Origin of the sequence: Ruminococcus sp., assembly GCF_017549005.1 — a bacterium.
Classification (GTDB): domain Bacteria; phylum Bacillota; class Clostridia; order Oscillospirales; family Ruminococcaceae; genus Ruminococcus.
This window is the reverse complement of sequence record NZ_JAFYYT010000047.1, coordinates 165899-184067: the sequence shown is the minus strand read 5'-3', so window position 1 is coordinate 184067 and position 18169 is coordinate 165899. Positions and strand designations below refer to the sequence as shown.

Genomic DNA, 18169 nt, shown 5'->3' with positions numbered 1-18169 from the left:
TCATAACGCTTGCGTTATTACTTTCGTGTTATTTTTCAGTCTTTTCTTGACCTTCTCTTCTCTCCACTGTTTCCAGCTTCAAAAAGGAATCTCAAGGGTCGTTACTTTTCTTCGCATTGTTCAATTTTCAAGATGCTGTTTGTTCTGCCCCTTTTGAGACAGCTTTAATATTATATCACAGAAACTTTTCTTTGTCAATACCTTTTTGAAAATTTTCTGAGATTTTTTTGTTGTCGCATTTGACCGCGTATCCCATGCTGCTCCCGCAGACTCACTGTTTTCCGCGCTCTCTCGCGGCGACTTTATTATTATATCACGCCGCCGTGCCAATGTCAACACGGAATAATCTACAAGCTTGATTATCATTTCAAACCGAAATGTGTCTATTTTTACTCTTCTCTGTCAATTATCACCGTAATGCAGAGCTCATCAATGTTTTCTCTGAATTTTATCACAATAGTTCCGTCCGTGGAAACGCCCGCTTCCTCCATGATAGGAAGCACCCTTTCCTCTGTGGACATTACATATCTGAACTTCTCATATGTATCAAGGTCGGAAAGCTCCACATCTATGGTATTATTGCCGGAACTCAGCGCGTCTTTCACGATCTGAAGCGCCTGTTCGAGATTTTCCGCGTGGTGTCCGCCTGATTTATAGACGTTCCAGTCGTCTCTGGTACACTCCCAGGGCTTGAAGAGGTCATCATCGGCTATATGCGAGCGATAGAACACTTTGTCGGGGCGCAGAAAATACTCCGTGCGTATCTCGCCCGCAACATCGGTATCTTCCCATGTTACGTCGATATTGTACCATTCTACGCCGATCTTGACCTGATTCCACGCATGGTTCTCGCCCTTGTCGGTAGTTCCCGTTATGACCTGACTTTCCAGTCCCATTTTTGCAGCAAGCAGATTGAACGCCTTGGAATAGCCCTCGCAGTTGGCTTCGCCCTCGACGAGACAGCCGTAAGCCGTTGAAGCATATCCTCCGTCATCGCCTACGACATACCTGCAATGGTTTATGATATAATTGCTTATATATGTAGCGACGTAGTAGCCGCCGCGTATATCTCTGCCGCCGTTTACTGCCTTCTGGACCGCGCTGTCGAGTTCGCCTCTCCTGAGCTCGGTGTCAAGCTCAGCCTTGTACGCCATTTTCGCCTCGCGCACTTTTTTTGCCGTATAGTACACGGAATCGAGGTAAAAGAACTCTCCCTCCTGCTTTTCGAGTATGCGGAAGACCTTTGAATAATCGTCGCCCTTGACCTCGAACGGGAGCGGTATTATTTCATTTTTTTCGTCAATACCGCGGTACAGCGCCGTATACAGCGCTTGTTCCTTTACGCCGAGCTGACCGTACACAGGTCTTACAGCAGCTTCCTCGGCTGTGAGGTACTCCGCATCGGGATAATTGTGCATCACGCCCGATGTAAGCCCGTAATTCAGCGCAACCGTTGCAAACAGCGCACAGGCAAATACGAGCAGTGCCAATATCACTTTTTTCTTCAAATCAGTTCTCCGATATCATAACAGTGTTGTTCTTTATTTTGAATGACGGCTGATTTTCCACGAATTTGCTGAATTTGGAATAGCCGTAGGTCTTTACGTCAAATTCGGGTATCTTGGCGCAGAGCTGCTTTTTCAGTTCGCCGAGATTATAGCCCTTGTTGCCGTTTGAGCGGACTATCGCTTCAAGGGTGCTCTCGATACGCTCAAGGTCGGTCATGCTGGTCTTCTGCGAAACGAGTATGCTGCTGCCCTCCTGACGGAAGCTGAGTCCGTCGAACTCCTTGAGGAACTGCGAAAACTTGGAATATCCGTAGTTTCTCACGTCGAAATCAGGGTAGCGGTTGAGAAGTCTGCTGCCCAGCTCGCCTATATTTATCTCGTCCCTGAGGTTTGCATTTTCCGTGATTATGCGGACGATAGCCGATTCAAGAGTCTTCATCTCCAGCTTTTCGCTCTCTACAGTGCCCTGGATATCCTCATCTGCGAGTATTTCGAGGTACTTGAAAGCATTGCAGGCGGTACTGAACGGTTTCGGCGTCTTCTGCTCTCCCATGCCTATAACGTGCATACCCGACTCACGTAGACGAATGGCAAGTCTCGTAAAATCACTGTCACTGGAAACTATACAGAAGCCGTCAACGTTATGGGAATAGAGGATATCCATAGCGTCGATTATCATAGCGGAGTCCGTAGCGTTCTTTCCTGTTGTATAGCTGTACTGCTGCACAGGCGTGATAGCATTGTCAAGAGCCATGCTTTTCCAGCCTGCAAGGTTTGGTCTCGTCCAGTCCCCGTATACTCTTTTGTAAGTAACGACTCCGTAGTTTGAGACCTCGTCAAGAATGTACCTGGTATACTTTGCCGCAACGTTATCCGCGTCAATAAGAACGGCGTACCTCATTTCCTTTTCCATTTTCTCACTCCTGTAGTTTCATGCCGCCGCAGCGGCAGATAGTACTTTTATTATATCATTTATACTTAGTTTTGTATATAGTAATTCCGCACAAAGACGTAACATTCTCTTTGTGCGGAATTTTAATAATTATTCTGTTAGTTTTCTTCCTCATATGACGAATACTGATACTCGTTTATGCCGTCGGAAAAGCTTTCCTCTCCCCAGCTGTAATCAGGGAAGTAATCCTTCTTTTTGCCCACAGTGTCGAAGGAAGCAGTTTTTTCGTACTCATATTTGCCTGTTCTGCGGAAGATAACGCGCTTGCGCTCTCCCTTTGAGGTGACATAATAGAGAGTATGCTTATTGTCGGGAGTACGGAACTCCTGCAAATGCATGAACTCGATAGCGTTCCTGTTGGTATAAGCCACATAGCCGAGAGCTCCGCCGCACAGGAACACGAGGAGAGCCGTACATATAACTATTACCTTTCCCTGTCCGCCCTTCGAGAGCTTCTGAACGAGGAACAGCAGAGCGCTCAGGCAGACTATGGGTATAAGCGCCAGAAGCGCTATATTTGCGATTATTACCTGAGTTATATCCCCGAAGGAATAGAATTTACCGGGCTTGTCGTACCAGTAGAACAGTCGTATCACCACACAGCAGAGCACTGCAAGGACGATAAGCAGCCACTTTACGACGCCTATAAATTTCAGGATCTTCATATTCCTGAATTCTTTTTTCACCTTTGAGGCACTTTCTTTATACTTCCTGCCCATAACAATCTCCGATCTTAGCTGAAACTTAACTGTATTACCGATCTTCTAAATAAAAAATCCCGAAACCATTGCTTCGGGATTCATGTAATGACGAGAGTATTCCCCCGCCACTATGGAGCGGATTACGAGGCTCGAACTCGCTACCTCCACCTTGGCAAGGTGGCGCTCTACCAGATGAGCTAAATCCGCATTATATATAGAACGCGGAAGCGTTCTATATGGTGCTTCCGGTCGGAATCGAACCAACGACACGGGGATTTTCAGTCCCCTGCTCTACCGACTGAGCTACAGAAGCGCATGGCGACCCCGAACAGATTCGAACTGTCGACCTCCTGCGTGACAGGCAGGCGTTCTAACCAACTGAACTACGAGGCCATGTGTGGTGGGGACTACAGGGCTCGAACCTGTGACCCTCTGCTTGTAAGGCAGATGCTCTCCCAGCTGAGCTAAACCCCCACTTCGCAGACGCCGTATCCTCGGCGACGAAAATAATTATATCACAGTATCTCAGGTTTGTCAAGCATTTTTTGAAAATTTTTTTGAGATTTTTTCATTTTATTTCAGAAACCGCAGAATACAGCCGTTCTGCGGCATAAAAAATTGGCAGCCGAAGCTGCCAATTTTAAAATAACATTGTTTACCCCATTTTATATTTACCCGTTATGCTTTTGTCCCCTGTTTGTTCTTTTTGCATATGAGCAACATGCAGACAGCTCCGCTTGCGATTATCATCGGGAACAGCGCAAGTATCTTCACCCAGAACTCGGGAACCGCGAACTCAAAGTACTCCCCCTCTGCATTATATGCAAAGAGCAGGAATACCGCTACAGTATCGATCAGCATATGGCACAGCGCCGCAGGATATACCGAGCCCGTCCGCTTTGTGAGCCATGTCAGAAGCGCCGACCAGGATATGCACATAACTGTCATGGCAATGAAGCCGCCGTAAGGGAAAAAGTCATAGTCCCTGCCGAAGTTGTAGCCATAGGCAAGGAGAGGTCCGTGCCACAGCGCCCATATGATACCAGTAACGACTATCGCCGCAGGTGTGGGCATGAGCTGTTCAAGCTTCGGCGTGAGATAACCTCTCCAGCCAAGCTCCTCGCCGAGACCATGGAACAGCGTTGCAATGCCTGAGGCAAGGCCTATCAGCAGTGAAGCGACCCCCATTACGACGTCGCTGCCGAAAGCGCTGTCGGAGACACTTCCGTTCTTCACGATGAACAGGTGAAGAATCGCCGCCCCCACGAAAGGAAGCACCAGCGGATAAAGAACAGCCGCCGCGTAGTATTTGGCGCTGCCTCTTCTGCCGAAGCCCAGCATCGCGTCACGGAAACCCTCTTTCGTCACAAGCCTCGTGATAATGGAGGCTATAGCAGGATAGAGCATTAATGTAGCACCCCAGAATGCGTTGGTCACGCCTCCCTGCTTGTCCGAGAATATCAGCTCTATTGCAAAAGCAGGAGCAAAAGCCAGTACAAGGTATATAAGTATACGAAGTATGGTTTTCTTCTTACTTGGCATAGTTCTCAGCTCCTTTCAGATACAGCTTCACGGATATCCTGTAGGAAATATAGTACAGCGGCAGTACAGCAAGTGTGCATATGCCTGTCCACAGCAGCAGCTTTTTCAACTTGTCCGGATCTCCCACAAAGGCAAACATTCTTTCCCAGAAGGTATCCATGCTTGCAAATGCCGAGGTGTCGCCGAAAAGCGCATAGATTATACCGGCAAGTATGATAACGCATACCGCCGTTATCTTCACCATACTTCCCATCTTCACCCCGAAGCGCACTATCAGCGGATACTCCACGGCTCTCATAAGGAGCTGCACATAGAACATCGCCATAATAAGCACGGAAAGTCCGCTCGATTGTCCCAATATCTGCTCAGCAAGTGACAATTTCAGCGTTTCGAGAGTCACGACAAACATACAGAACAGCATTGTGAACAGGTACTTTGCGCCCATATATCCCTTTATCCCCGAGGGTGTCGAGGTCACGAAGTAAGCCCACTTCCTTCTGTCGTCGCCGTTGAAAACTCCGCTCTGTATGCAGCCTGCAGTAATAAACGTAAAAATGCAGAACACTCCCAGTATCATTGTCAGCGTTTGTCCGATAGTATCCTCATCTTTCGATATTACTACCGCAAAGATCGGGCATGCAGAAAAGAACAGATATGTCAGAAGAAAAAGAAGTACAAGGCGAATATTGAGCTTGAATTCCTTATAAAGATATCCTGTCATCAGTAACGCCTCCTTCTGTACTCCTTCAGCGCCCACACATAGAACAGCGCCAGTATGCCGACCACAAAGAAGGGAGCGACGATAAATCCTATATTCCGTGCTTTTTCAAAATAGGGCGCAAATACCTTCGCCATAGTCTCGTCTGTCGCCTCTCCGTAAAGCCTTGTTGCTTCAGCCATACAGAACTTCACGAATTTCCAGCCGAAGTAAAACATAGCCGCCAGAATCGGCGCAAAGGCGAGCAGTATGATAATCGCTGTCTTGTTCTGATTCTTAAAGCGCAGCATGAGAGGTATCTCCGAAAAGCCAACAGTCATAAGAGCTCCGATGATAAGGATATTCTTGATATGATCCGTACTTACGGGCATTTTCGCCGCAGCAGCTATTATCACCTCTGCCAAAATTGCAAGCACAAGACCTGCAAGCAGCAATATACCGCGCACTATGAACTTTGAAGCGATTATCTTTTTGTCGCTTACAGGCAGAGTATAGGTATAGAGCTGCCAGCGTGACTGATAGTCCTTCTGAATGACATCGTTATTTCCGTAGCCCATACCGACCAGGGCGATACACGCCGCATAGAAGTACGCCTGCGGATAAAAGGCTTCTATCACGCCCTTCACTCCTCTGAGGTTGCCTGCATAGGTGCTTATGCACACCAGCGACATCATGGCAACAAAAACGAAATAAACAAGCAGAGTAAGTATAAGCGTTTTGCGGATAAGATAAAACTCACGGTAAATAAGACCTTTCATTTATCTCCACTCCTTTTTGCCGCGGTTTACATAATATATCATTATGTCCTCGAGAGTTGCAGGGTCTATGACCGCTCCCGAGTATTTACGGCTGCACTCAGCCCTGTCGGACACCATTATCTCCGCGCCGAAATCCGAAAGACGGGCGCTCACGATATCCTCGGGAGCTATGTCCTTATAGTCGTCCTTAGTGCATTTGAGTATGCCGTGGCTGTCAAGGATATCGTCCTTGTAGCCGCTTACAAGCACCTTTCCCTTGTCGATGAATGTAACGCAGTCGGCAATTTTGTCAAGGTCCGAGGTTATATGTGAGGACATGAGGATAGTATTCTCCTCGTTTTGCAGATATTCGAGGAAAATATCCAGTATCTCGTTACGCACGACCGGGTCGAGACCCGTTGTCGACTCGTCCATGATGAGCAGTTTCGCATTATGCGACAGCGCAGCCGCGATTTGCAGCTTCATCTTCATACCCTTTGAGAACTTGCCGAACTTCTTCCTTCTCGGCAGCGCAAAGCGGTCCATATAGCCGAAAAAGGTATCGGTGCTCCACTCCTCGAATATCTCGCGGAGTATTTTGTCCATAGCTATAGCGTTGAGCCTGTCATCAAAGGGAAGCTCGTCAAAAACGGCAGCTATCTGCTTTTTTGCCTCATATTCGTCCTTTTCGCTGTCAAGTCCGAGGAGCTTTATCTCGCCCTCGTCCTTTCTGACGATATTCAGCATAGCGTTGATAGTAGTGGTCTTTCCTGCGCCGTTCTGACCGATAAATCCCATGATACCGCCCTTAGGCACATTAAAGCTCACATTGTCCAGCGTAAAGCCGTCATATTTCTTGGTAAGTCCCTTTATCTCTATAGCATTTTCATATTCATTCATTTTCTGCCCCTCCGTAAATCAGCTCGAGCATTTCCTTGAGCTCGTCAAGGCTCAGCTCGCACTGTCTTGCTTTATCGCATACCTGAGAGAGCAGAGCTTCGGTCTGACGCAGGTACTCCTCGCGCAGAAGCTCGGTGTTCTGCCCCTTGACAAAGCTGCCCTTGCCTGTATACGATTCGATGAAACCATCTCTTTCGAGGTCCTCATAGGCGCGTTTCGTAGTGATAACGCTTATGCGGAGCTGCTGTGCAAGTGTACGCATGGAAGGCAGAGCGTCCCCTGCTTTCAGCGTACCGTTGAGGATAAGCCCCTTTATCTGAGAAGAAATCTGCTGATAGATAGGCTCACCTGATGAGTTACTGATAATAATATCCATAGTTCACCTCATAATGTATATATACGTTATACACATTATAGCATTTATATACACACTTGTCAATACCATTGCAAAAAATTTTTGAAACAAATTTTTGTGATCAGTTTTCAGCGCATAGTGATCAGTTGGAAATGCCGTTTCTGCCATTGATTCATGCCATTTATTACGTATAGCATACGTGGACGCGCATTGCGTGTCCATGCAATTCTACTCACTGATCACTATTCACTAATCGCTTAAATGTGTATATGACAGACAAATAAAAACAACCATTTTTAGTCAAAATCGCCTATTTTTAAGAAATAATATAGACAAGCCGCAAAAAATAATATATAATATAGTGTATATAAAAACTTGTATGAACGGGTCATCATCTGCATTTTACCACTGCTTTTCAACGGTAATGCGCGGAAAATCCCGTATCAGCAGGTACATTTCGGTATCCGTATACCGTAAATGCGGAAACCGCAGTTGATTCTGCGGCTTCGGAGCACTAAAACATGAGAGTTATCACAGGCATTGCAAGAGGCCGCAGGCTTGTCGCGCCGGAAGGTCTTGATGTAAGGCCTACAGCAGATAAAGTCAAGGAAGGCATCTTTTCAGCCGTTCAGTTCGAGCTTGAGGGCGCAAGAGTACTCGACCTCTTCGCAGGAAGCGGTCAGATGGGTATCGAAGCACTCAGCAGAGGCGCAGGTCACGCCGTTTTTATCGACAATTCCCTGCGTTCTATAAGATGCGTGAACGAAAACCTGAGAAATACAGGCTTTGAACGTCAGTCTGAGGTCATAAACCGCGACAGCTACGATTATATAAAGCTCACCGCACAGACCTTCGATATCATTATCCTCGATCCCCCTTACCGCTATAACCATATCGCAAATATCCTCCCCTTTGCTGCAAAAAAGCTCAATGAGGGCGGCTCCATTATCTGCGAGTACGAAAGCGAGGCGGAAGAACCGTCGGCTCCCGAGGGAATGACGCTGAGAAAGACCTACCACTACGGCAAGATCAATGTGACCATATTCTGCAAACCGTCCGAGGAGGTGGCTGAAGAATGAGAAGGATCGCCGTTTGTCCCGGTAGCTTCGACCCTGTTACTCTTGGACATATAGACATCATCACAAGGGCTTCAAAGCTCTTCGACAAGGTGATAGTCCTTATTTCCAGAAACGCAGGCAAGGCACAGCCGAGCTTCACGGCTACGGAGCGTATGCTTATGATAGAACAGGTAACACGTGACCTCGACAACGTCGTTATCGACATTCTTGACGGTCTCCTTGCGGATTACGTCAGAGATGTGGGCGCTGTCGCCATTGTAAAGGGTCTGAGAGCCGTCAGTGACTTTGAATACGAATTTCAGATGGCTCTTGCCAATAAAAAGCTGTATGCAGGTGCGGAAACAGTCTTCCTCACAACAGCTACCGAAAATATGTATCTCAGCTCGAGCCTTGTAAAGCAGATAGCTTACTTCGGCGGAGATATAAGCCATTTTGTTCCCAACGAGATTCTCGATGATATAAAACAAAGACTAATTAAGGAGAGGTAATCACTATGAGCATTGATGAGATTTTAGAAGAAATGGACGAACTCCTCGATAAGGCAGGTTCCGTTCCTTTTGTAGCACATAAGAAGGTCATCGACGGCGAGCGCATGAGAGAGCTCATCAACGACGTCCGTCTTAATATGCCTCACGAACTCAAGGAGGCTAAGAAGATCGAATTTGACTGCCAGCGTATCCTCAATGAAGCAAAGCTCAATGCCGAGTCTATCATAAGAAAGGCAGAGGAGCGTGCAGCTCAGATAGTTTCAAGAGAGGCTATCGTTACCGAGGCTAAGAAAAAGGCTCTCGATATGCTCAATAAGGCTCAGACAGCTTCAAAGAACCTCCAGCAGAACGCTGCGGCTTCTGTTGCCAAAATGCTCAACGAGACCGAGAGCTACTACTCAAGGAACCTCCAGAGCATAAAGGTCGTAAAGAGCAAGCTGGGCAGCACGGTTTCAGCAGGTCTCACCACAGACGGCAAGAAAAACGGCATTCAGTGATACATGGGCGGTACTCGTTAAGAGTGCCGCTTTTTTAGTGAATAGTGATCAGTAAAACGGGCGGATATTATCCGCCCTTACAGCTATTTATTCAAGCAATCATATGTTGTCTTAATAAAGAAAAACTCACCTGTTATTAGGTGAGCTTTTCATCGATAATTATTAATGCAAGTCAATTTATTTTTTTAAGCCCATATCCTATATAATTATGGAAATTAGAGCCTACAGGTGAAATTTTTGTATTATTGTTTATATACAAATATCCACTGTTTCCATAATAGCGAACACACGTTCCTTTAGGATCCAACTCCAACACATCTCCTTTTTTAATGATAATATTATAGCTGCCAAAGATTGACGAAACCGTATATGTTATATCCTGAGTAACTTCGTATGCTATAATTTTAGTATCGAGCTTGATTTCAGATTTCTTCATCCACAATCCGTCATTTGCATATGATATCAAATAGTACTTATCTTTTTCACCAAGTATTTCAACAGGTGTATCTTTGGCAACATTAGCAGATATACCTGTATCTTCCTCATAAGATATAAATTTTCCGTTCTTATAAATATAAATTCTTGCCAACTTAACTGTTACCGTACCTGTTGTTATTTTGCGTGTATAATTAGTATTTACAGCATTAGCTACTATAGAATTCACAAATGATGAGCTGCCTGATGTTTGATTGAATGACGCAGGAACTACTACGCAAGCGGATAATGTAACCGCAGAAAGCACAGCACCAATAGTTTTTTTGATTACGTTTTTCATAATTATTACTCCTTTAAAATAAATTCTGAGGCTATTTTTAGCCTTCAATTATAGTAACGCAATTTTTGTGGAAAGCGTAACAGGTTTTAAAAAATTTTTTCTGATTTTTATAAAAAATCTCGTTTTGCATTATGCGGGCGGATATTATCTGCCCCTACTATTCAGAATATATCTCGGGACACCGAGGGCGGCGTCCCCTACAGTCTTATTTGTTTCGCAGGCAGAACGCCGCCCGATGTTTATTTTCTTACACTCCCCCTTAAACTTTACTTAAATCTTGCCCTCTTATGTGCCGTTTTCGCAAAATCATCACCTAAAATGTATTTACTTTGTAGAAAGTGTATATATTTTATTGACATTTTGTTACGAAGGTGGTAATATTTTATATACAGAGAAACAACAGTACCTGTCCTGTTAGGGGATATACAGGCAGGGCATCCATCAGGGAGTTGGTAAGGAATGAAACTTAAAAAGACAAAAAGGCTCATTTCCGTTTTCCTTTCAGCCTGTATGGCTATGCCGCTCGTTACGGGCGGAATGTCAGTTGATCGGCTGAAAAACACAAGCGCGGCAGCTGCTGCGGAATACCCGCATGACGACGATCTCGTTCTCCGCTACGACAGCATGGCAGGCTTTGTCAATACCGACAACGCCTTCAATAACGACGAGTCGTTCTACAAGGCGCTTCCGCTTGGAAACGGACGTATCGGCGCAATGGTCTACGGCAATTGCCCCGACGAGCTCATCGACATCAATGAATGTACCGTCTGGAGCTCAGGCCCCGGTACTAACAACAGGGAGGGAGCCGCCTCCCACATCAAGGAGGTACAGGATCTTCTCAAAAACGGCAAGTACAACGACGCGAACGGCATCGTCGGCCGGTATATGATCGGCGGCGGCGAGGCAAAATACCAGAAAGTAGGTGCTTTAAAGCTCAGCTTCGGACATGAGAGAGTCGGCGGTTATTCCCGGGAGCTCGACATGAATGACGCTGTTTCAAGAACAGTCTATACCTTCAACGGCAAAAAGTATACCCGTGAATCCTTCGTAAGTCACCCCGACCAGGTAATAGTTACACGCATAACCTGCGATACTCCCGGCTCGGTGTCGCTTTCGGCAGGCTACGACGGAGTTCTCAACGGCGGCGTCACCACCGACGGGAACGATACTCTCGTGGCCAACGGTCACGGCAGCGAGGATCTGTGGATACAGGGAGCTGTTTACTTCTCCTCACGCAGCAAGTTCATACCCGACGGCGGAAGGGTAAGCGCTGGCAGCGGCAAGGTAACGGTCTCCGACGCGGATTCAGTGCTCATACTAACATCTGTCCGCACTAATTTTGTGGACTACAAGACCTGCAACGGCGACGAAAAAGGCGGAGCTGCGGCAGATATAGAGAGAGCCTCAAAGCTCTCATACGACACCCTCTACGAAAATCACAAGGCTGACTATCAGGAGCTTTTCAAGCGGGTTGACGTGGATCTCGGCGGAGATACCGAAGCTGTACGCAAAATGACTACTCCGCAGCGTATAGCAGATTTCAACCGTTCTGACGACCCGAAAATGGTCAAAACCCTCTTCCAGTACGGCAGATACCTCATGATAAGCGCCTCACGCGACGCTCAGCCGATGAATTTACAGGGCATATGGAATAAATACTCCTCCCCGGCATGGGGCAGCAAGGCTACCACAAACATAAATTACGAAATGAATTACTGGCCTGCATTCACTACGAATCTTGCAGAATGCTTCGCTCCGTTCGCAGAGAAAGCAAAGGGACTGGCTGAGGCAGGCAGTGAGACCGCAAAGGTAAACTACGGCATAAACAAGGGCTGGGTGCTCCACCACAACACCGACCTGTGGAACAGAACAGGTCCTATAGACGGTGCGTGGGGACAGTGGCCAACAGGCGGCGCATGGGTATCGAATATGCTCTATGACGCTTACCGCTTCAATCAGGACGAGGAGTACCTTGCGGATATATACCCCGTTATCAAGGGCAGCGCAGAGTTCCTCAACGAGCTCATGACAACTGCAAAGATAAACGGTCAGGAGTACGCAGTGATAAGTCCGAGTACCTCCCCCGAGATAAATCTCCCTGCTTTCCCCGACGCCTGTATAGATCAGAGTGTTACCATGGACAACGGCATTGCCCGTGAGCTCTTCAAGGACGTTGCGGAAGCCTCGGAGATACTTGGCAAAGACTCCGCTCTACGGGACACTCTCAACTCAAGGCTCACAATGATACGCCCCGAAACTATAGGCAAATGGGGACAGATACAGGAATGGGCTCAGGACTGGGACAATCCCAACGAAAAGCACCGTCATATCTCGCATATGTACGCTCTTTACCCCGGATTTGAGATCACTCCCGAGGACAATCCCACCACCGCTAAGGCAGCTGCCACATCTCTCAACGGCAGAGGCGACGACGGTACGGGCTGGTCCGAGGCATGGAAACTCAACTGCTGGGCAAGGCTCGAGGACGGAGCTCATGCATATAACCTCGTAAAGCTCCTTATATCGCCCGTAAACAACTACGGCAGGCTTTACGACAATCTCTGGGACGCACATCCGCCCTTCCAGATAGACGGAAACTTCGGTTTCACATCGGGCGTAGCGGAAATGCTCCTGCAAAGTCAGAATGACGTTATAACGCTTCTCCCTGCTCTCCCGAAGCAGTGGGCGAACGGTCACGCAAACGGTCTCTGTGCACGGGGCAACTTTGAAGTGACAGAGATGAGCTGGAAAAACGGTATACTTGAAAAAGCGGCTATACTCTCCAAGTCAGGCGGCACCTGCACTGTGCGATACGGCGGCACAGTAGTCAGCTTCGACACCGAGGCAGGCAGGGAGTACAGACTCAGCGGCGAATTACAGCTTGACAGCTCAGTAAGCGAGCTGCAGAATCTTGCGCTGAATAAGGAAGTTACAGCCTCGGGCTCCGAGAAGAACGCAGACGCTTCCAACATCACAGACGGAAGCGACAGCACAAAATGGAGCCACAATGACGGGCTCAGCGGCGAATGGGTACAGATAGACCTGGGCGAAAACTACGATATACAGCGCTGGAACGCAAAATTCGCAGGCATAAGGGACGATATAAGGTACAATCCCCGTGATTTCAGACTTCAGGCCAGCTCAGACGGCAAAAGCTGGACTGATATAGCCGTTGTATACGGCAACACAAAGAGCTCCTGCGGACGCAATGTCAGCGGAGTTTCGGCAAGGTACATCAAACTGGAAATGCTGACTTCAACTCAGACAAATGATGGAGGAGCTTCAGTCTATGAACTGGAGATATGGGGCAAGGACGACAAACCGCCTGTTCCCCGCTCAGCTTACAAAAAGTACAGCGGCAGCAGCTATAACTTCATGTACGGCGGTATCCGCAAGGACGATGAGGCAGGCAATGCGATAGGCTACATCACCGACGGTTCGTACATAGTTTTCCGCAATCTCGACTTCGAGAGCGGCGCGGAGGGATTCCGCGTAAGCGCAGCAAGCGCTACAGAGGGCGGTACCATTGAGATACGCATAGGAGGCTCCGACGGAACTCTCATAGGCACGTGCGATATCCCGGGTACCGACGGCTGGAACGAGTATCAGGAAATGAGCTGCAATACAAAGCAGTGCACGGGAGCTCACGACGTCTATCTTGTATTCAAGGGAGACGACGGCTACCTATTCAATGTGGGCGAGCTCGGATTCTACGGCATAAAGGGCGATATCAACGGCGACAGGCGCGTTGACGTATTCGATATGATACGCTACAGAAAAGCCCTCACAAGCGATTTAAAGCTCACAGGTCTTTCCCTTTCAAACGCCGATGTCAACGGCGACAGCGAAACAGGAGTTGCAGACGCAGTAATGCTCCAGAAGCTGCTTCTCGGAAAGGCTTCATAACTCAGAAAAATTTTCCCATATACAATCATCCCGAAAGCCCCTGTGACCGCATGGCCGCAGGGGCTGAAACTTTGTTGACATACACCTTCAACAGTTCGTATCAGGACAGGGGCTATGCCTGCGAAAGCCTTCGCAGTTTTATGAAATATGCCTTTGGCTATCTCGGTGTCCGCCGCATCATGGCTGAGATAGACACAAGGAACTCCCGCTCATACAGGCTTGCGGAAAGGCTGGGTATGCGCCGTGAAGCCGAGCACAAGGAACTCTTTCCGCGCAAGGAGAACAAGGAAATATTCAATAATTTCTACGTTTATGCCATACTAAAGAAAGAATTTGTACAGTAACAGCACAAAAAAAGCCCTGAAACAGTCGGAGACTGCTTCGGGGCTTTACATTTTCCTGCTGTTGGAATACCTTTTCCTGACATTCATGAGTATCGCCGAAAACAAGATATATGCTTTCGTATTTGATACGAACCTGAGTATTTCGGGCTCATCAGACATATTTATCTTCAGGAGCACTCTCGAAGCCACGAGTATAAAGGCGAATACGACCAGCATACGGCTCTGTGAGATAGTGAAGTCCTTCAGTATCATGCGTATCATGAACGCAAAGAACAATATAACAAGGAGAGCCGAAAAGATATCCATTGCCATTATACCGTAAAAATAGGACTGCTTCTCCCTGATTATATACAGGTAGTTCCTGTACTCCTTGATTATCTGTGCGATCTCCACCAGTATTCCCGCCACAGGGAATACCAAAAGCAGAGCGGAACGTTCACTGACCATTATAACGCCAATGAATAATATGAAGATAAGCGGCAGCAGACCTGCTGAGACAGTATATATAACGGTCAGTACATGGTCGTTCCCTACCATTCCGAAGTAACTGTCGTCAAGCGAGCGGATATTTGATCTAATGCCAAGAATATTTGCTATACCGTTTACTGCACAGATAACTGCGTATAAAGAAGTCAATATGATCGATACATAATATAGTGTTTTGCTTGAACGTTTGTAGGAGCGGCGTTCTTCTTCGCTGCCCGACTCACAAACGGGGCATTTTTCTGCATTATCGTCTATTCTGCTTCCGCATTTCGGGCAGACGCGCATTACAGCTTCCAGTCATCACAGAGCTTGTGGATAGCCTCTGTGAGCTGCCTCATATCTGCATTCGTTCTGCCGTCGGAGTCCTTGATAAGAGCCGAAAGGCGATCCGAAGCCGCGATAAGGTCGCTGTATGCGATGTTGAAGTTTGCGGTGTTCCTGCGCTTTGGTATCGGAATGGGCTCTGCGTCAACAGTAACGACATTCTCCGCTATATCGAACTCCGCACCGCTGAACGGAACATATACCTCAGCGCCGAGCTCCTCGCGCAGACGCTCGGCAAAGCTCTCGGAGGAGCTTGCCTCGCCGTGATTGATAAAGTATCTCTGAACTCCCGATACGGACTTAGCCCATGCAAGAAGTCCGTTCACATCGGCATGACCGCTGATACCCGGGAGCTGAGTTATATGGGCTGCTACCCTGACGGTCTCGCCGAAGAGCTTTACGCGCTTTGCGCCGTCAACAAGGGCTCTGCCCAGGGTATTGCTCGCCTGATAGCCGACGAAGAGAATAGTATTCTCCTTTTTCCAGAGGTTATGCTTGAGGTGGTGCTTGATACGTCCTGCCTCGCACATACCACTGGCGGAAATGATGACCTTAGGGCGCGTATCCTCGTTGATAGCGCGGGAATCATCGCTGCTGACGGTCCTGATAAGGTCGGTGAAGCTGATAGGGTTTATGCCCTGACGTACAAAGGAAAGAGCCTCCTCATCGTAGCAGCTTTCACGGTTGCTTATGAATATATCCGTAGCCTCATTGGCAAGAGGACTGTCCACATAAACGGGGAACCCGTCATGTCCCTTCACAAGTCCCTCGGACTTGATATGGCGTATGAAGTACAGCATCTCCTGCGTTCTTCCAACTGCAAAGGACGGGATTATAACGCTGCCTCCGCGGTCGAAGGTCTCCTGCAATACTCTTGCAAGGGACGAGGTATAGTCCGTAGGGCGGTCGTGAACGCGGTTTCCGTAGGTGGACTCCATAACAACGTAATCGGCAGAAGCGATATACTGCGGATTGCGTATGAGGGGCTGCTCGGTGTTTCCGATATCGCCCGAAAAAGCAATAGTCTTTGAAACTCCGTCCTCAGTGAGGGTGAGAAGTATACTTGACGAGCCGAGAAGATGACCTGCGTCGCGGAAAAGCACCTTTATGCCCTCGCAGACCTCAAATTCCTGATCGTACCTGTGAGGTACAAAGAGCTCAATAGCACCGATGGCGTCGTCCATTGTATAAAGGGGCTCATAGTCGGGCTCGCCGCGGCGTGCAGCCTTACGGTTGCGCCATTCCGCTTCAAACTCCTGTATATGGGCACTGTCGCGGAGCATTACCGAGCAGAGGTTTGAAGTAGCCTCCGTAGCGTGTATCTCTCCCTGAAAGCCTCCCGAATACAGCAGCGGAAGAAGTCCCGAGTGGTCTATATGAGCGTGAGTTAAAAGAACAAAATCTATATTTGAAGGAGAAACAGGTATCTGAACATTCTCGAAAACGTCCTCGCCCTGCTGCATACCAAAGTCCACGAGGAACTTTTTGCCGCAAGCTTCTATATAAGTACAGCTGCCCGTTACTTCGTGGGTAGCACCGATGAAAGTCATTTTCATGTGGTTTCCTCCCTGTTCAGATCAAAATCATGCTTCACATGGTTTTGATTCAACTTTGTAGTGAACGGCGCCCTCGCCGTTCACTACATATATTATATCACATTTCCGCGCCATTGTCTACAATAAAACTATTAAAAATGACCGAAGCCCACAATTTACCTTTCGCTATTTAATGATAAACGATAAATTTTTATCGTGAAATCTGCACAGTCCACAGTCCGTATTCATATCTGATTTATGTTTAATCATACAATATTTAATGATAAACATTAAAAACGTATTGACAAACATTAATTGCAGTGATATTATAAGCTCATGGAACGGAGCTTCAATATTCCAGTAACAAACTACAAAAGGAGAAAAGCAAAATGAGCTTATCAAACACATCGGTAATAAAGAAAAGCAGCCTTGTGATAATGATATTATCGCTGCTCGGAGCAGCTATATGTGTAATGGCAGGAATATCTGGCTTAAAAACTCTGCATCTGCCTGTATACGGCGTAGAGGCCGCCGCTTTTGAAGTTTTCATAAAAAGACTGATATACGCTGCAGTTCTTGTTGTCGCCGCATTTATATTTTTCATGATATTCCGTAACGGAAGACCTTTCACACGCGGCAATGTATGGGCTGTAAGAGGAATAGCAGGACTTTTCCTTGCCGCGGCTGTAATCCCTTTATTCATTGAAAAACAGGGCATTGACATATTCAGAGCAGCTTTGGAAGGCATAGGTCCTGCATTCATAGCGGTGCTCTGCCTGTTCTTTGCGGAAATAATGCGATACGGCAGACTTCTGCAGAACGAATCCGACGAGACGCTTTAAGAACAAAGGAGAGATAAATATGATAAATAAAAATATAAATATAATAAAAAGAAGCAGTCTCGTTATAATGATATTATCGGTACTCGGTGCGGTATTAAGCGTCATTGTAGGGATATCATTCTTAACGCTTCCGATGAAGGAAAAACTTACAAAAGATATTTACATCGGACAAATGCTTAGCTACTGCATTCAGGGCGCAATACTCGTCCTTGCTGCCATCGTATTTTTCAGAATATTCAGAAGCAACAGACCATTCACACGGGGCAACATATGGGCAATAAGAGGGATCTCAGGCCTTTTCCTGCTGAAAGCTCTCATTCCCATATTCACCCAAAGTGCCGCTCTCGGAATTTTAAAGGCAGGACTCATCGGATCAGGTTCTGCTTTCATATGCGTACTCTTCCTGTTCTTTGCAGAGATAATGCGATACGGCAGGCTGCTTCAGAACGAGTCCGACGAAACTCTGTGAGGTGAGCCCGT

At 47.3% G+C, this 18169-nt stretch carries 18 protein-coding genes and 4 tRNA genes; 7 read left to right on the top strand and 15 right to left on the bottom strand.

Annotated features, from left to right (window positions below; all coding sequences use genetic code 11):
• Window positions 1–389: 389 nt before the first annotated feature.
• The 12 genes from IKW96_RS12480 to IKW96_RS12425 all read right to left on the bottom strand — a co-directional run bounded on the left by IKW96_RS12480 (window position 390) and on the right by IKW96_RS12425 (window position 7434).
• A complete protein-coding gene (locus IKW96_RS12480) occupies window positions 390–1508 on the bottom strand; it encodes a transglutaminase domain-containing protein (RefSeq protein WP_296575362.1) in 1119 nt (372 codons plus the stop codon).
• Window position 1509: 1 nt separating this feature from the next.
• A complete protein-coding gene (locus IKW96_RS12475; protein WP_296575359.1) occupies window positions 1510–2421 on the bottom strand; it encodes an NYN domain-containing protein in 912 nt (303 codons plus the stop codon).
• 137 nt (window positions 2422–2558) lie between these two features.
• Window positions 2559–3179 (bottom strand): hypothetical protein, encoded by a 621-nt coding sequence (locus IKW96_RS12470; protein WP_296575356.1) that lies wholly within the window; start codon window positions 3177–3179, stop codon window positions 2559–2561.
• Window positions 3180–3292: 113 nt separating this feature from the next.
• Window positions 3293–3368 (bottom strand) — tRNA-Gly (locus tag IKW96_RS12465).
• A 30-nt stretch (window positions 3369–3398) separates the two neighbouring features.
• A tRNA-Phe gene (locus IKW96_RS12460) sits at window positions 3399–3474 on the bottom strand.
• A gap of 3 nt (window positions 3475–3477) precedes the next feature.
• A tRNA-Asp gene (locus IKW96_RS12455) sits at window positions 3478–3554 on the bottom strand.
• A gap of 5 nt (window positions 3555–3559) precedes the next feature.
• Window positions 3560–3635, bottom strand: a tRNA-Val gene (locus tag IKW96_RS12450).
• A gap of 204 nt (window positions 3636–3839) precedes the next feature.
• Window positions 3840–4703: a type II CAAX endopeptidase family protein gene (locus IKW96_RS12445; RefSeq protein WP_296575353.1), complete on the bottom strand. Its 864-nt coding sequence runs from the start codon at window positions 4701–4703 to the stop codon at window positions 3840–3842.
• Window positions 4693–5424, bottom strand: a complete 732-nt coding sequence (locus IKW96_RS12440) for an ABC-2 transporter permease (protein WP_296575349.1) — start codon at window positions 5422–5424, stop codon at window positions 4693–4695. The genes IKW96_RS12445 and IKW96_RS12440 overlap by 11 nt, the downstream gene beginning before the upstream one ends.
• Complete coding sequence (locus tag IKW96_RS12435) at window positions 5424–6179, bottom strand: ABC-2 transporter permease (RefSeq protein WP_296575346.1); 756 nt, start codon at window positions 6177–6179, stop codon at window positions 5424–5426. The genes IKW96_RS12440 and IKW96_RS12435 overlap by 1 nt, the downstream gene beginning before the upstream one ends.
• On the bottom strand, window positions 6180–7058 hold the full coding sequence (locus tag IKW96_RS12430; protein ID WP_296575343.1) for an ABC transporter ATP-binding protein: 879 nt from the start codon (window positions 7056–7058) through the stop codon (window positions 6180–6182).
• Window positions 7051–7434 (bottom strand): GntR family transcriptional regulator, encoded by a 384-nt coding sequence (locus IKW96_RS12425; RefSeq protein ID WP_296575340.1) that lies wholly within the window; start codon window positions 7432–7434, stop codon window positions 7051–7053. The genes IKW96_RS12430 and IKW96_RS12425 overlap by 8 nt, the downstream gene beginning before the upstream one ends.
• A gap of 500 nt (window positions 7435–7934) precedes the next feature.
• Between IKW96_RS12425 and rsmD the strand changes: the two genes are divergently transcribed.
• Genes rsmD through IKW96_RS12410 form a run of 3 tightly spaced genes read left to right on the top strand, consistent with a single transcriptional unit; the run spans window position 7935 to window position 9477 of the window.
• On the top strand, window positions 7935–8492 hold the full coding sequence (gene rsmD, locus IKW96_RS12420; RefSeq protein WP_296575337.1) for a 16S rRNA (guanine(966)-N(2))-methyltransferase RsmD: 558 nt from the start codon (window positions 7935–7937) through the stop codon (window positions 8490–8492).
• Window positions 8489–8980, top strand: a complete 492-nt coding sequence (gene coaD / locus IKW96_RS12415; RefSeq protein ID WP_296575333.1) for a pantetheine-phosphate adenylyltransferase — start codon at window positions 8489–8491, stop codon at window positions 8978–8980. Before rsmD ends, coaD begins: the two co-directional genes overlap by 4 nt.
• A gap of 5 nt (window positions 8981–8985) precedes the next feature.
• Window positions 8986–9477 (top strand): vacuolar-type H+-ATPase subunit H, encoded by a 492-nt coding sequence (locus IKW96_RS12410; protein WP_296575330.1) that lies wholly within the window; start codon window positions 8986–8988, stop codon window positions 9475–9477.
• Window positions 9478–9649: 172 nt separating this feature from the next.
• Here the strand turns inward: IKW96_RS12410 and IKW96_RS12405 are convergent, their stop codons facing one another.
• A complete protein-coding gene (locus IKW96_RS12405) occupies window positions 9650–10252 on the bottom strand; it encodes a hypothetical protein (protein ID WP_296575327.1) in 603 nt (200 codons plus the stop codon).
• A 459-nt stretch (window positions 10253–10711) separates the two neighbouring features.
• Here IKW96_RS12405 and IKW96_RS12400 point away from each other — a divergent pair, with 459 nt between their 5' ends.
• Both IKW96_RS12400 and IKW96_RS12395 read left to right on the top strand, forming a co-directional pair.
• Window positions 10712–14158, top strand: coding sequence for a glycoside hydrolase N-terminal domain-containing protein (locus IKW96_RS12400; protein WP_296575323.1), 3447 nt, complete (start codon window positions 10712–10714; stop codon window positions 14156–14158).
• 71 nt (window positions 14159–14229) lie between these two features.
• Window positions 14230–14502: a GNAT family protein gene (locus IKW96_RS12395; RefSeq protein WP_296575321.1), complete on the top strand. Its 273-nt coding sequence runs from the start codon at window positions 14230–14232 to the stop codon at window positions 14500–14502.
• Between the two features lie 45 nt (window positions 14503–14547).
• Here IKW96_RS12395 and IKW96_RS12390 read toward each other — a convergent pair whose 3' ends face one another.
• Together IKW96_RS12390 and IKW96_RS12385 are read right to left on the bottom strand one after the other, a co-directional pair.
• Window positions 14548–15273: a zinc ribbon domain-containing protein gene (locus tag IKW96_RS12390; protein WP_296575318.1), complete on the bottom strand. Its 726-nt coding sequence runs from the start codon at window positions 15271–15273 to the stop codon at window positions 14548–14550.
• Window positions 15273–16868: an MBL fold metallo-hydrolase gene (locus IKW96_RS12385; protein WP_296575314.1), complete on the bottom strand. Its 1596-nt coding sequence runs from the start codon at window positions 16866–16868 to the stop codon at window positions 15273–15275. Before IKW96_RS12385 ends, IKW96_RS12390 begins: the two co-directional genes overlap by 1 nt.
• A gap of 368 nt (window positions 16869–17236) precedes the next feature.
• On the opposite strand from IKW96_RS12385, the gene IKW96_RS12380 reads away from it, so the two are divergent.
• Together IKW96_RS12380 and IKW96_RS12375 are read left to right on the top strand one after the other, a co-directional pair.
• Window positions 17237–17689, top strand: a complete 453-nt coding sequence (locus IKW96_RS12380; protein ID WP_296575311.1) for a DUF2975 domain-containing protein — start codon at window positions 17237–17239, stop codon at window positions 17687–17689.
• Window positions 17690–17708: 19 nt separating this feature from the next.
• Window positions 17709–18158 carry a hypothetical protein gene (locus tag IKW96_RS12375; RefSeq protein WP_296575309.1) on the top strand — a complete coding sequence of 150 codons (450 nt, stop codon included), beginning with the start codon at window positions 17709–17711 and terminating at the stop codon, window positions 18156–18158.
• Window positions 18159–18169: the final 11 nt, after the last annotated feature.